This window comes from Nonomuraea sp. B5E05, assembly GCF_039880665.1.
In the GTDB taxonomy this organism is placed as follows: domain Bacteria; phylum Actinomycetota; class Actinomycetes; order Streptosporangiales; family Streptosporangiaceae; genus Nonomuraea.
The window spans coordinates 272,437-286,399 of the sequence record NZ_JBDPMJ010000011.1; the positions used below are offsets into that span (position 1 = coordinate 272,437).

Here is a 13,963-nt window from a genome sequence, read left to right on the forward strand (position 1 = left end):
GCTTGCTAATTCCAGTTAGATGGAGATTGTCTCGGTTAGATGCAGCATGCGGATGAGCCGCTAATGGTGAATCCGTGCCGCTTCCCGTCATTCCGGTATCTGCCGGTTATCCGGGAGCACAGAGAACGGGGCAATCGATCCTTTAGGGGGAAACGCAATGCCCAAGCTCAAAAGTGTTATCGCAGGCCTCGCCGTCAGCACGGCGCTGACCGGTGGCGTGGTCGCCACGGGCGCGACCACGACCGCTGCCAGTGCCGCTACCCAGGTCAGCGCGGGCACGTCCGTCCTGGCGGGCAGTAACTGCCACAAGCGCCGCTGCGGTTGGGGCTGGGGCCGCTGGGCCAGAGGGGGCGGCTGGGGCAAGTGGGGCCGGAACCGCCACCACGGCCACGGCCGCATCCGAATCGTCATCGTCAACCGGAACCACAACGTCAACCGCTTCGACCACGACCGGTTCAGGTGATCGGCTCGCTCATGGTCTGAGCCCGTGGCGCAATTTCCCTGCGCCACTGTAGGAGTCCGCTGAATGCGATGTACTCCTACATGGGAAAGAGTGCCCGCATTGACGGGATCGACGTCATCTCTCCGTAGACAACGACGTCCTCCCACAAATGCGGGCACTCGACTTTCCCGCCGCCGCCCCACCGGCGCTCACCCCCGCCACCGACCGCTCACCACCGCCACCCACATCTCCCCGCTGTCCCTCACCCCACCATGTCCGCCATCCCCACCCCACCGGCAGCCTCCCCACACGCCCGTTCCCCGCCGCCATACTCTGACCGCAGCCACCACATCCGGCCAGTCGCCGCCTGAGCCAGTTCCCCGCCGCTCCAGCTGATCCACAGCGCCCTGCTTGACCCGTGCCGCCGCCTTCACCACCGCTGTCAACGCCTCCACTGCAGCAGCCCTCAGCGGAGGGCATGGCGGCATGCGCCGGCGGGCATGGCGGCATGCGCCGGCGGGCATGCCGGCCGCGCGGACCGGTGGCACGGTCGGCGGTGCCCCGGCCAGCCTCCAGCGGGGGCATGGTCCCGGAGTACGCGGGGCATGGTCGCCGCGGCACCGGCGAGACACGGTTCCGGAGTACGCCGGGCATGGTCGCCGCAGCACCGGCGAGACACGGTTCCGGAGTACGCGGGGCATGGTCGCCGCGGCACGGGCGAGGCACGGTGCGGAGCGGAGGCGCCGAAAAGCACGGCCCCCGAGGCGAGGCGGGACGCAGCGTGCGCGGTGGATCTTGAGGGACGTGATGTTTGACCGGGTGACTCATGCGGCGATGACCACAACCTGCGTGCCCGACCCGCTGGTGCGGTCGCCCGCCGTGCGTCGGCCTGCTCGCCCGTGCGCCAGTGGTAGGTGCGTCCGTGCGCCTGCCCGTGCGTCCGCGCGCCTGCCCGTGTGTCCGTGCGCCTGCTCTCCAGTCCATCCGGTGTTCGTCGTCGGCGAGGAGGAGGCTCCCGGGAGGTCGGTACGAGGAACGTGAAGTGCCCGCATCCGCTGGGTGGACGTCGAGACTCCCGGAAGGAGGACGTCGGTCGCCGCGAATGCGGGCACTCTGTGGTGAACCGGAGTTCATCGCCGTGGCGGACCCCGGGGGTGGCGCAGGGAGCGCGCCACCGGGCTCAGACTATGGCGTGAGCCCGATCACCTGAACCGGTCGTGGTCGAAGCGGTTGACGTTGTGGTTCCGGTTGACGATGACGATCCGGATGCGGCCGTGGCCGTGGTGGCGGTTCCGGCCCCACTTGCCCCAGCCGCCCCCTCTGGCCCAGCGGCCCCAGCCCCAACCGCAGCGGCGCTTGTGGCAGTTACTGCCCGCCAGGACGGACGTGCCCGCGCTGACCTGGGTGGCGGCACTGGCAGCGGTCGTGGTCGCGCCCGTGGCGACCACGCCACCGGTCAGCGCCGTGCTGACGGCGAGGCCTGCGATAACACTTTTGAGCTTGGGCATTGCGTTTTCCCCCTAAAGGATCGATTGCCCCGTTCTCCCATTTCCTGCGATCGCCTGGATCGGCGGGAAGCGGGATCGGATGTCTCGCTAGCGATTCATCCGTGGTCTACATATATCCGAATCAAGGACCAACTAACCGCAATTGTCCAGTTTTGCCGGATAGTAGAGACCTGCATGGCTTTTGTGGGGATGGCCGCCGCCGCTATATGTTCGTACAAATGCAGCGAGGGCCCCCCTGGCCGATGCCAGTGGAGCCCTCGCCGGGAGTGCCGTGTGCGATGCGGAGAAATGAGCCCGATATTCGCTGGCCGTGTCACGTCGCTGTGCACGACGGTCATTCACGGATAACGGGTGTTCATCCCTGCGTCATCGTTTCACGGTCATGTCACCAGTCGTGCTTGTGGTGGCGGTGGCGGCGCTCGCCGTTCTCGTTGCGGTTGTCATTGCGGATGACGACGCAGATGTTCTGGCGGTGGTGACGGCGGTGTCCCCAGCCCCAGCCCCAGCCGCCACCGTGGTGGCCGTGACGCTTGCAGCTTTGGCGGTGGTGACGGCGGTGTCCCCAGCCCCAGCCCCAGCCGCCGTCGTCCCCAGTGACGACGGACGGGCCGGTGCGGACCGGGGTGTTGGCCTCGGCGCTGGTCGCGCCCAGGCCGACCACGCCGCCGGTCATCGCCGTGCTAAGGGCGAGGCCTGCGATAACACTCTTGAGCTTGGGCATTGCGTTTTCCCCCTAAAGGATCGGTTGCCCCGTTCTCGACGTTTCCGGGTTACCTGAAAACAGGTCTTGGACGGCTGCTGAAGAGTCATCCGTGGAAAGTCATTTCCGGGGCCGTGGGCGGGCAAACAGGAATCACCCTATTTTGCTGTGCATTAACAATCTTATTGCTCGGCTTAAACATCTATCCAATGAAATGGCATGATATGTCCGATTGTGCCGCCACCCAGAGGGTCGCAGCACGAATGGCGGATACTGCTCGCCCCGGCGTTCCGATGTCCTGGGCGCGCGAGCGCAATACCCTGATCCGAATTTCTGGTGTACGTATTCGCCGACACGATGGAATGGCGCGATCAACCGGCGGCACCGAATCGTGTCGTCGGCGGGCATGCCCGAATGGGCGCGGCGCCGCCGCCCCTTCGTTGATCCCGCCATTAACGGTAAGTGCTCTGGTGATTACGCTAGGTGTCGCTGGTCTGATGCTTTCCGAGGCGTGCCTGCCATAAACGGCGAACGGCGGCTTTTGCCGCAGTCTTGGGCTGTCATGAGATCCCTTAGATACCTATAAAGCGATATATGCCGATATGTCCGAATCAGCGGGCCTGGCATGCCCGCCCCCACGGCGCCGGTCGCCTCAGGGGGGCGTGGTTATCGTTGAGGAGAGGGGAAGAGACGTCCCAGCGCGACGAAGGAGGCTCGATGATGACCGCGGAGCCGGTCCCGCACTGGCCGGGACGCATGATCGGCTCGGTGCACGTCCGATCCACCCAGCCGGCCCCAGGCGAGACCTGGGCCGGTCCCTCCACCGCCAGGCCGCCCCATGGCGAGGGGCCGGGCGCGGCGCACGCGCACGCGGTCAGGGAGGGCCCGACGGAGCAGGCCGTCTTCGTGCACGGGCTGGCGGGTTCGGCGACCAACTGGACCGACCTCATGGACGAGCTCAAGGACGAGGTCACCTGCCACGCCCTGGACCTCCCCGGCGCGGGCCACTCGCCGGTCCCCGCCGACGGCGACTACACCGTCGGGGGCCACGCCAAGGCCGTGATCGGTCTGCTGGAGCGGACGGGTCCTGCCCACCTGTTCGGCAACTCGCTCGGCGGCGCGGTCTCCGTCAGGGTCGCCGCCTGCCGTCCCGACCTGGTCCGCTCGCTCACCCTCATCTCGCCCGCCCTGCCCGACCTGCTCCCCAGGTACGGTCCCGTCCGCGTGGCCGCCGCCGCGCTGCCCAAGCTGGGTGAGTGGGCGGCGAACACGATGCGGCTGCTCCCGGCGGAGCAGCGGGTCAGCGCCTCGCTCGCCATGGTCTACGCCAACGCCGACGCCGTCCATCCCGAACGCCTGCGCGACGCCGTCGACGAGCAGCGCAGGCGCGACGACCTCCCCCACGCCGGTGAGGCCGTGATCGCCTCCGCCCGGGGCATCGTCGCCGAATACTTCCGCTTCGGCGAGGACAACCTCTGGCGCCAGGCGGCGAAGGTCGAGGCGCCGACCCTGATCGTGCACGGGCGGCACGACCGTCTGGTCCGCCCGGCCATGGCCGCGAAGGCGTACCGTACATTCCGGAAGGTCAGGCTGGTGTTGCTGTCCACGGCCGGGCACGTGGCGATGATGGAGACACCGCAGGTCGTGGCGGCGGAGGCACGCCGTCTGATCGGTGAGACTCGATTGGGGAATGCCCGACTCGCCAGCTAGGTTTCAAGGTGAGATAAGACCCCCTGCAAACGGGAGCGTAGAAAGTGTCGTTGCCACCGCTGGTCGAGCCGGCCGCAGAGCTGACCGTCGACGAAGTGCGCCGCTACTCGCGTCACCTGATCATTCCCGATGTGGGCATGGCGGGGCAGAAGCGGCTGAAGAACGCCAAGGTGCTGTGTGTGGGCGCCGGGGGCCTGGGCTCTCCCGCGCTGCTCTATCTCGCGGCGGCGGGCGTCGGCACCCTCGGCATCATCGACTTCGACGTGGTCGATGAGTCCAACCTGCAACGCCAGGTCATCCACGGCCAGTCCGACGTGGGCAGGCCGAAGGCCGAGAGCGCCGCCGCGTCGGTCCGTGAGATCAACCCGCTGGTCGACGTCGTGATCCACAACACGGCGCTGAGCACGGAAAACGTCATGGAGATCTTCTCCGGCTACGACCTCATCGTCGACGGCACCGACAACTTCGCCACGCGCTACATGGTGAACGACGCCGCGGTGCTGCTCGGCAAGCCGTACGTCTGGGGGTCGATCTACCGCTTCGACGGGCAGTCGAGCGTGTTCTGGGCCGAGCACGGGCCGTGCTACCGCTGCCTCTACCCCGAGCCCCCGCCTCCCGGCATGGTGCCGTCGTGCGCCGAGGGCGGCGTGCTCGGCGTGTTGTGCGCGTCGATCGGCTCCATCCAGGTCAACGAGGCCATCAAGCTGCTGACCGGCATCGGCGACCCGCTGGTCGGGCGGCTGATGATCTATGACGCCCTGGAGATGAAATACCGCGACGTCAAGGTCCGCAAAGACCCCGAGTGCGTGCTGTGCGGAAAAAACCCGACGGTCACGCAGCTGCTCGACGACTACGAGGCGTTCTGCGGTGCGGTCTCCGCCGAGGCCGCCGAGGCCGCCAGCGGCTCCACGATCACGGCGCTCGAGCTCAAGGGCATGATGGACCGCGGCGAGAGCATCTACGTCGTCGACGTCCGCGAGCCCAACGAGTACGAGATCGTCTCCATCCCCGGCGCCAAGCTGATCCCCAAGGGCGAGTTCCTCAACGGCTCGGCCCTGGAGAAGCTGCCGCAGGACAAGAAGATCGTGCTGCACTGCAAGTCGGGCGCGCGCTCGGCCGAGGCGCTGGCGGTCGTCAAGGACGCCGGTTTCTCCGACGCCGTCCACGTCGGCGGCGGCGTGCTGAGCTGGGTCAAGACGGTCGACCCGAGCCTGCCCAGCTACTGACGGTCTCAAAGGGGCGCTCGCCGTGGATTCCGCACGCCCCTGGCCCACCCTGGTGACGGCCTCCGCGCTGACGCTGATCTGCGCGGTGGCCGCCGGGGTGGCCGGCAGCGCGGCGGGCACGGAGCTGACCCGCGGGCCGAGCACGGCCGAGCTGCACGCGGCGGCCCAGCGCGAGATCGCCGAACGCTGGCGCGCCTGGCCCACGGGCCGCATCTTCCCCACCACGCTGGCCTACGCCGCTGAGCAGGGCGGGCGAGAGCATGCCAGGAGGATAGGCATCTCGCCGCACACCTCCTGCGCGGACTCCGTGGACGCCGAGGCCGCCACGGCGTTGCGTACGGAGGGCTGCCGGGGCGTGCTGCGGGCGACCTACATCGACGCGCTGCGCGGGGTGCTCGTGACGATCGGCATCGTGGCCATGCGCGACGAGCGGGGTGCTCTGCAGGCCAAGTCCGCCTTCTCCGACAACGGCGAACCCGAGCCCGGGCTGCGGCCGCTGGCCTTTCGCGGCACGGTGGCCGACCGGTTCACTCCTGCCGTGCGCCAGGCGGGCTCGGTGCGCCAGGCGGGCCCCTATCTCGTGCTGACCACCGCCGGCCAGGTGACCGGGCGACCCGCCGGCACCGTGGGCGAGCAGCGGCCCGCCATCTTCGCCTTCGCCGCAGAGATCTCCGAGCGCGTGTTGTCGAGGCTGAGCACGCCACGGATGCCCGACTGCACGGCCAAGGAGTGGGCGTGCTGAGGCGGGGCAGAGGCGGGGCCGTGCTGAGGCGAGGCGCGGTGGTGGCGGCGCTGGGGTCGTTGCTGCTCGGGATGCCGCCCGTCTGGGCCGACGACGTGCGGGGCGGCCAGCAGGCGGTGATCGAGACGCTCGACCTCACCAAGGCGTGGCGCACCAGCAGGGGTGCGGGGGTGCTGGTGGCCGTGCTCGACTCCGGTGTCGACCGGCGCCATCGTGACCTGGTCGGCTCGGTGCGCGTGGGGAAGGATTTCACTGAGGGCGCAAACCCGCGAGGCGTGACTCCGCGCAGGTTGCACGGCACGTACATGGCCTCGCTGATCGCCGGGCACGGCCACGGGCCCGAGGGAAAACGGGGGATCATCGGCGTCGCGCCCGAAGCACACGTACTGTCGGTAAGGGTCATCCTCGAGGATGAAGAGCCCGGTTTCCGGGAGTTCAACTCCGCCGAGCGCTTCGAGAACGTGGTGGCCCGTGGCATTCGCTACGCGGTGGACGAGGGAGCAGACGTGATCAACATGTCGATCTCCAAAGAGCTGGCGACCCGGCAGGAGCGTGCGGCGATCCGTTACGCCATCTCCAAGGGTGTCGTGCTGGTGGCCGCCGCCGGCAACCACGGCGACAACAAGATCGACGGCGACTTCGCACCCTACTCCTACCCGGCGGCGTTCCCCGGGGTCGTCTCGGTGGGGGCGACGGACCGGCGGCTGCGGCGGGCCGCGTTCTCCAACCGCAACTCCTCGGTGCTGGTGTCAGCGCCCGGCGTGGACATCATGGGCGCGGGCCCTGGCGGCGAATACTGGGTCGGCAGGGGCACCTCCCAGGCGACCGCGCTGGTGTCCGGGGTAGCCGCCCTCATTAAAGCGAAATATCCGGATATGTCGCCGCCGCTCGTCGCCCGAGCCCTCTCCACCGGCGCCACCGACCGCCCGCCCGGCGGCTACGACACCGCCACCGGCTTCGGCGTCGTGAACGCCGCCAGGGCGCTGGCCGAGGCCGGCAAGCTCGCCGGGCACACCGAGACCGCAACCGGCGCCGAGGCCCACGACCCGGCCAAGCCGCTGGCCGGCGGCGACGCGGGCCCCGTCAAGGTCATCACCAGGGACCAGCGGCAGGTGACGCTCTACTCCGCCATCGCCGCCGCGGCGGGCGCCGGTGCGCTTCTGTCCCTGGCTGTCATCTTCGTCCTGGTCAGGCGCGTACGTCGGGCGCAGAGCTCACAAGAGGCATGATCCGCCTACTTAGGGGGACGAAATAGACAAGCGAACGCGGGAACGAGGCGGTGGTGAAGGCACGTAGGACGACCTCAGGGCTTCCGCGCGCCGGGGGAGAGGCCACGCAGCGACGGAGCAACCCGCTCGGCGCCGCGACCGGCCGCAGGTCACGCGTCCGCGCATGGCCCGCGGCCAATTCCCGCACGCGCACGGCCGCCCGGCAGCGCGCCCAGATGGAGGACCTCAGGCAGGGCATCCGCTACCGGCGCATCTTCGTCGTGCTGCTCGGCGTCATCCTCGCCGTCTCGGCCATCGTCGTGCTGCTGGGCACGGTCGGGCTGGTCGCCGAGACCCGCTCGCGCCCGCTGACCGCCGCCGAGCAGAACCAGTACAAAGACGAGGAGATCGCCAGGCGCTGGCAGGCGTGGCCGGCCACGGGCGTCTTCCCGGAAGAGGTGAAGTACGTCGGCCTCGACCGCGCCCAGCAGTACGCAAGGCGCGTCGGCATCGCACCGGAGACCGACTGCGGCAAGGGCGTGGACGCCTCCGTGGCCGGGGTGCTGCGCAACCACGGCTGCGTCACCATGCTGCGGGCCACGTACACCGACCAGACGGCAGCGTTTGTCATCACGGTCGGCGTCGCCGTGCTGGAGGACGAGGAGTCCAGGGTCTCGGCGACGGACGAGCTCACCAAGGACGACCGTGTCGGCGTGCTGCCGGTCGCCTTCCCCGGCACGGTGACCGAACGCTTCGGCCCTCAGCAGCGCCAGCGCACCGGCTGGGTGGGCGCGGGGCCGTACATCGTGTTCTCGACGGCGGGCTACGCCGACGGGCGCGCCAGGGCCGCGGTCCCGCCCGAGGAGATCCTGCACAGTGAGTTGTGGCCGACGGCCAAGTCGGTCGGCAACCAGATCGCCTACTTCCTGGCGGACCCGCCCAAGGTGCCGCCCTGTACCCAGGGGAACGTGTGCTGAACGCCGTACGCACGCTCACGGCCGCGCTGCTCGTCCTGGCAGGGCCCGCCGCCGACCCCGTACGCGACCAGCAGCAGTGGGTGCTGGACGCGCTCAACATCGAGCGGGCGTGGTCGGTCACCAAGGGCGCGGGCGTCACCGTCGCCGTTGTGGACAGCGCGGTGGACGGCGAGGTCAAAGAGCTCAAGGGCCGCGTGACCGCCGGCCCCGACATGACCTCGGGCGCGGTGAGCCGCGAGGTGTCGCCGGGCAGGCACGGCACCGCCATGGCCGGGCTGATCGCCGGCTCGGGCGAGGACGACGGGTTGACCGGCGTCGCCCCGGCCGCGCGCATCCTCTCGCTGCCCCTGGTCACCGACGAGGAGCCCACGATGGTCACGCCGGCGCCGGACGAGGGGCGCTCGCGGGAGAGCCCGCTGGCCCGCGCCCTGCGCTACGCCGCCAACCACGGCGCCCAGGTCGTCAGCATGTCGATCGGCTCCTACGGCCCGCTCAGGTCCGAGCGCGAGGCCGTCTCCTACGCGCTCGGCAAGGGCGTCGTGCTGGTGGCCGCCGTGGGCAACGACGGCCAGACCGACTATGCCAAGAAGGAGGACACCTCCTACTGGAGCTTCCCCGCCGGCTACCCGGGCGTCATCGGCGTGGCGGCCACCGACAGGCAGGGCAGGCGGGCGACGTTCAGCAGCGACAACCTGTCGGTGCTGGTGGCGGCGCCCGGCGTCGGCGTGCCCGTGGTCAAGCGCAAGAGCGGCTACGAGATGTCGCAGGGCACCAGCTCGGCCGCCGCGCTCGTGGCGGGCGTGGCCGCGTTGATCAAGTCGCGCTATCCGAAGATGCGGCCCGAGCAGGTGGCCCAGGCGCTGTCGTCGAGCGCCAGGGGCCGGCCCGCCGCCGGTTACGACGACCAGACGGGGTTCGGCGTGGTCGACGCGGCGGCCGCGCTCAACGCCGCCGGAAGCCTGAGTGGCGCGAAACGCAGCGTCGTGCCGGGGATGGACCACTTCGGGGAGGGCGAGGACTCACCCGTCCCGGCGCCTCCAGGGCCCGACCCGCTCCGCCTGCTGTTGTACGGCGGCGGCGTGCTGGTGGCGCTGGTGGCGTTCTGCGGCGCGATCATCATGCTCAATCAGCGCAAGGAGTGAAAGGCTCCGTACGACGGGAGGAGTGAACATCCGCTATGGTCCCCCGTCATGGGATACGAGCTGCGGGTGGTGCGTGAGTCACCACTCGCCTTCGCGGAGCTCGCGAAGGCCATCGCTCCGGCCGGTTTCGAGCTGCGCGGATCTGACGAGATCGTGGCCGGTCACGGGGGCGCCGTGCACGCGGTGGCACGCTGGGACGACCAGCTGATCGGCGAGCCGGGCTCCGACTGGCAGGTGGCACAGCTCCTGCGGTTGTCGGCCGCGCTCGGCGCCCGGCTCGTGGGCGAGGACGGCGAGGTCTACGCTCTGCGTGACGGCGTCATCGAGGTCGAGGCGGGCGGCGGCACGGTGGAGATCGGCAAGTTCGACGAGATCATCGACGCCGGGCCGGCCTCATGGACTCCATGAACCCGTTCGCGGAGAAGGTGCTCGATCTCGTGGAGCGCATCCCGCCGGGCAGGGTCATGGCCTACGGCGACATCGCCGAATACCTCGGCGAGGGCGGTCCGCGTCAGGTCGGCGCGGTGATGTCGACGTGGGGTGGCGGCGTGCCGTGGTGGCGGGTCGTGCACGCGGACGGCAGCGGCGCCGCCCCTGACCACCTGCGGAGATGCCTGGCCCACTGGCGCGAGGAGGGCACTCCGCTGCGCGGCGAGCGGGTCGACATGCGGCTGGCCCGCTGGGACGGGCGTTCAGCGGATTTTCAGTAAGCGGCCTGACCAGCACTTTCGCCGAACGGGCGATTCTGTGACATGTGACGCGCATTACCATGGGCAGAACACTGATGGCGGCCCGAAAGGCGGTGCCTCCCTATGGCCACCGGCGTTACAGCCCAAAGCCAGGGCGGCGATTCGCTCGCCGACCGCCTGAAGGCTGTCCAAGATCTTTGTGATCGTGGCGAGCCTCTCGAAGCGGTCATGCGAGCGGTCGGTCCAGGCGGTCGCGACGCGGCGTTCGACACCGAGGTGCTGAGCGGCCCCCTGGGGAACCGCATGGATCTCGCGGTCAAACGCGGCGCGGCGCGCCGGCGCGAGATGCTCCAGCTCATCCGCCCCTACCTGGCGGGCGTCGACGCGCGCGTCAAACGTGACCTGCCGGTCGCGCGCCGCGTCATCTGCCACCTGATCGAGCACCGCCCCGACGAGGAGCTCGTCGAGGGCGAGACGCTCACCACGGTCGTGGCCGCGGCGGCCGAGCCGTCCAAGCGCATCCGCAAGGGCCTGCGCTGGTACGCCGAGCTGCCCTTCAGCGACGAACTGCCGTCCGACCTGCTCCGGCTGCGCCGCTCCGACCTGGTCCCGGTGACCCACATCGACGACATCGTCTGGGTCGACGGCAAGCTGCGCGTCACCGGCTTCGCCTACCTGGCGGGCCTGTCCGTACGCAGCCGCAGGTTCAACTGGGCGACCGTGGTGCTGCGCGGCCCCCGGTGGTTGCCGCCCATCCGCATGCGCACGCGCCGGGTCCTCGCCCCCGAGGCCACCCACGGGGCGCGCGAGCCCGGCTGCAACTACGACTGGTCCGGATTCACCGCGGAGCTCAGCCCGTGGTCGCTGCGCTGGCGCGGCGCCGTGCGCGGCGCGGTGTCCGCCGTGCGCCGCCGGATGCGCCACCGCCCCTCCGTGCCCGACGCCACGACATGGCGCGCGGAGATCGTGTTCTGGAGCCGGGGAGCGCGGGCCACCGGCCTGCTGCGCGGCTTCTCGATCGGCAGGGCGGAGCGGCCGGCCGGGCGCCGGCTGAAGCCCGGCTGGTGGGCCAGGCCGGTCTGGACGTCCGACAGGGCGCTGCAGATCGTGCTCCAGCCCAACCGGGCCGAACTGAAGGGCGTGTCCGTCGACGGCGAGCGCCTCGAGCTCAGGATCTCCCTGCCCGGACGTACGGTGACCAAGGGCCACGCCAGGCTGGGCGGCCACCGCATCGCCGCCGACTTCACGCCCTCGGGCGACGGTACGCAGGTCGTCGTCGGGCTGGCCGTGCCGGCGCTGCTGCAGGAGAAGGACGGCCGGCGGCTCTGGGTCGAGCCCAAGGGAGACCCCGCCGCGTCGGTCATGCTCGCCGACCTGCCGGGCACCCGCACGACCGTGGGCGACCGCGAGATCACCGTGCTCGGCGACCGGCGCGACCGTGTCGTCGTCTCCGCCCACCGCACCCGGCCGGTGATCACCTCGGCCGCCTGGGAAGGGCCGGTGCTCGTCCTGCGCGGCGACTATCCCGACGCGCCGGGCCCCCGCACGCTCACGTTGCGGCACAGGTCAGGGCTGTCCTACTGGATCCCCATGGAGCGGTCCGGCGACGCGTTCACCGTACGCGTCGAGCCGGCGGCCATGGACCGTTTCGGCGATGCCGTGCCGCTGGCGTCCGGCACCTGGAACATGTCGCTGCGCCACCCGTCGGGTGAGATCGTGCCGTTGCGCGTCGGCCACGCCGCGCTGCCGGGGTTCGACGAGGATCCGCGCACGTTCGACGGGCGCACATACCGGATGATCTCCACGCGGTTCGACGTGCCGGTGGTGACGGTCGAGGAGGACCGGCCCGCCGACGAGCGCGGCGTGGCGGGCACCCACGTGCTGCGCCGCGTGTTCTACCCGGCCCAGCGCACCGAGCCGCTGACGGACGCGACCACCTACGTCGTCAACGACGGGCGGCTGTACGCCGACAGCGTCCGCGCCATCTACGAGGAGCGGCTGCGGCGGGGCGACGACCGCGAGCACATCTGGATCGTCAAGGACGGCGCGTTCGTGCCGGAGGGCGGCGCGACCGTCGTGCGTGCCGGCAGCCGCGAGCACCACGCGGCGCTGGCCAGGTCGCGCCACATCATCACCAACGCGTTCCTGCCCACGTGGTTCCGCGCCCGCGAGGACCAGGTCGTGGTGCAGACCTGGCACGGCACCCCGGCCAAGCACCTCGGCAACGACCAGCCCCACATGCAGCGCGACCCGAAGCCGCCGATCTGGTATCGGCAGGCGGCGGAGGTGCGCGGCTGGGACCTGCTGCTGTCGCAGTCGCCGTGGGCCACGCCGGTGCTGCGCAAGGCGTTCGGCTACAAGGGCGAGGTGCTGGAGAGCGGCCTGCCCCGCAACGACGTGCTCACCTCGCCCGACCGCGACGCTCTCGCGGCGGCGGTCCGCGAGCGTCTCGGGCTGGCGCCGGGCAAGCGGGTGGTCCTGTACGCGCCGACGTGGCGTGACTACGACCGCAAGAACGCCATGGTCAAGCTCGACCTCGCCAAGGCCAGGGAGGCGCTGGGCGCCGACCACGAGATCCTCGTACGTGCCCACCCGATGCAGGCGATGCCCGCTGTCCCCGACATCGCCCGCGACGTCACCACATATCCGGACATCGCCGAGTTGCTACTGGTGACCGACGTCCTGGTGACCGACTACTCCTCGGTCATGTTCGACTTCGTCTGCACCGGCCGCCCGATCGTGTTCTACGGCTACGACCTGGCTAAATACTCGTCGAAGCGGGGCCTCTACCTCGACCTGTCCGAGCTGGCGCCGGGGCCGGTGTTGTCGACGTCGGCCGAGGTGATCGACGCGCTGAGGTCGATCGACGAGGTGGCGGCGGCACACGCGGACCGTTACGACGCCTTCCGCGCCACGTTCGCGCCCAAGGACGACGGCAAGGCCACGGCGCGCGTGGTTGACCACCTCTTCCCCTGACGGGGGCGGCCCGGCCGTCAGAAGAGGTCGGGCAGGTCCGGCAGGAGGAGGCGCCTGCCGGGATCGTGCGCGGGCTCGGCGGGCGGCCGTGCCGCGCCACCGTGGGGGGTGTGCTCCACCAGGAGGTAGAGCAGCGCCGCCACGCTGGTGCCGCAGACCATCTCCCCGTCGGCGATGAGCCCGCGGATCAGGGAGAGGTGGAGCCACTCCACACGCGTGGCCTCCGACGGATCGGCGGGCGGCCCGACGCGGGTGGCCGACTCGGCGCGGTAGACGTGGTGCAGGCTGTCGGAGAGCCCGTTGAACGGCTGGACGGACAGCAGCGGGCGCAGCGGGCCTGGCCGCCATCCGGTCTCCTCCTCGACCTCGCGGGCCGCCGCCGCGATCGGCATCTCGCCCTCGTCGATCCGCCCGAGCGGGATCTCCCAGCCCCAGGTGTCGGTGATGAAGCGGTGCCGCCAGATCAGCAGCACCCGGTCGTGGCCGTCGGTGACGACGACCCCCGCGCCGGGCGCGGTGCGGACGAGCCGGTGGTCGAGGTGGCGCCCGTCGGGCAACTCCACGTCGGCGACCCTGAGGTCCAGCCACTCGTCGGAGTAGAGCGACGTCTCGGAGCGGACCAGCCAGCGCATGACTCCAGGTT

Annotated in this window: 13 protein-coding genes; 10 read left to right on the top strand and 3 right to left on the bottom strand. The window is 70.4% G+C overall.

The annotated features are described in order from the left end of the window. The first annotated feature begins 157 nt into the window (after positions 1-157). Positions 158-463, top strand: coding sequence for a hypothetical protein (locus ABGB01_RS22520; protein ID WP_347623178.1), 306 nt, complete (start codon positions 158-160; stop codon positions 461-463). A 1,181-nt stretch (positions 464-1,644) separates the two neighbouring features. On the opposite strand, the gene ABGB01_RS22525 is transcribed toward ABGB01_RS22520, so the two are convergent. Both ABGB01_RS22525 and ABGB01_RS22530 read right to left on the bottom strand, forming a co-directional pair. After that, positions 1,645-1,950: a hypothetical protein gene (locus ABGB01_RS22525; protein ID WP_347623178.1), complete on the bottom strand. Its 306-nt coding sequence runs from the start codon at positions 1,948-1,950 to the stop codon at positions 1,645-1,647. A gap of 385 nt (positions 1,951-2,335) precedes the next feature. Beyond that, positions 2,336-2,671, bottom strand: coding sequence for a hypothetical protein (locus tag ABGB01_RS22530; RefSeq protein ID WP_347775502.1), 336 nt, complete (start codon positions 2,669-2,671; stop codon positions 2,336-2,338). Positions 2,672-3,370: 699 nt separating this feature from the next. Between ABGB01_RS22530 and ABGB01_RS22535 the strand changes: the two genes are divergently transcribed. The 9 genes from ABGB01_RS22535 to ABGB01_RS22575 all read left to right on the top strand — a co-directional run bounded on the left by ABGB01_RS22535 (position 3,371) and on the right by ABGB01_RS22575 (position 13,320). Beyond that, complete coding sequence (locus tag ABGB01_RS22535; protein ID WP_347775503.1) at positions 3,371-4,360, top strand: alpha/beta hydrolase; 990 nt, start codon at positions 3,371-3,373, stop codon at positions 4,358-4,360. 44 nt (positions 4,361-4,404) lie between these two features. Further along, entirely contained in the window at positions 4,405-5,586 is a 1,182-nt protein-coding gene (gene moeZ, locus ABGB01_RS22540; protein ID WP_347775504.1) for an adenylyltransferase/sulfurtransferase MoeZ, read from the top strand. A gap of 22 nt (positions 5,587-5,608) precedes the next feature. Further along, on the top strand, positions 5,609-6,328 hold the full coding sequence (locus ABGB01_RS22545) for a hypothetical protein (protein ID WP_347775505.1): 720 nt from the start codon (positions 5,609-5,611) through the stop codon (positions 6,326-6,328). Beyond that, positions 6,322-7,557, top strand: coding sequence for a S8 family serine peptidase (locus tag ABGB01_RS22550; protein WP_347775506.1), 1,236 nt, complete (start codon positions 6,322-6,324; stop codon positions 7,555-7,557). Before ABGB01_RS22545 ends, ABGB01_RS22550 begins: the two co-directional genes overlap by 7 nt. Before the next feature lie 53 nt (positions 7,558-7,610). Further along, on the top strand, positions 7,611-8,513 hold the full coding sequence (locus tag ABGB01_RS22555; RefSeq protein WP_347775507.1) for a hypothetical protein: 903 nt from the start codon (positions 7,611-7,613) through the stop codon (positions 8,511-8,513). Next, positions 8,507-9,655, top strand: a complete 1,149-nt coding sequence (locus ABGB01_RS22560; protein WP_347775508.1) for a S8 family serine peptidase — start codon at positions 8,507-8,509, stop codon at positions 9,653-9,655. The genes ABGB01_RS22555 and ABGB01_RS22560 overlap by 7 nt, the downstream gene beginning before the upstream one ends. Positions 9,656-9,703: 48 nt before the next feature. Then, a complete protein-coding gene (locus ABGB01_RS22565) occupies positions 9,704-10,063 on the top strand; it encodes a hypothetical protein (RefSeq protein ID WP_347775509.1) in 360 nt (119 codons plus the stop codon). Next, positions 10,051-10,365 (top strand): MGMT family protein, encoded by a 315-nt coding sequence (locus tag ABGB01_RS22570; protein ID WP_347646425.1) that lies wholly within the window; start codon positions 10,051-10,053, stop codon positions 10,363-10,365. The genes ABGB01_RS22565 and ABGB01_RS22570 overlap by 13 nt, the downstream gene beginning before the upstream one ends. A 207-nt stretch (positions 10,366-10,572) precedes the next feature. After that, positions 10,573-13,320, top strand: a complete 2,748-nt coding sequence (locus tag ABGB01_RS22575; RefSeq protein WP_347775510.1) for a CDP-glycerol glycerophosphotransferase family protein — start codon at positions 10,573-10,575, stop codon at positions 13,318-13,320. A 17-nt stretch (positions 13,321-13,337) separates the two neighbouring features. Here the strand turns inward: ABGB01_RS22575 and ABGB01_RS22580 are convergent, their stop codons facing one another. Next, complete coding sequence (locus tag ABGB01_RS22580; RefSeq protein WP_347775511.1) at positions 13,338-13,952, bottom strand: NUDIX domain-containing protein; 615 nt, start codon at positions 13,950-13,952, stop codon at positions 13,338-13,340. Positions 13,953-13,963 lie beyond the last annotated feature (11 nt).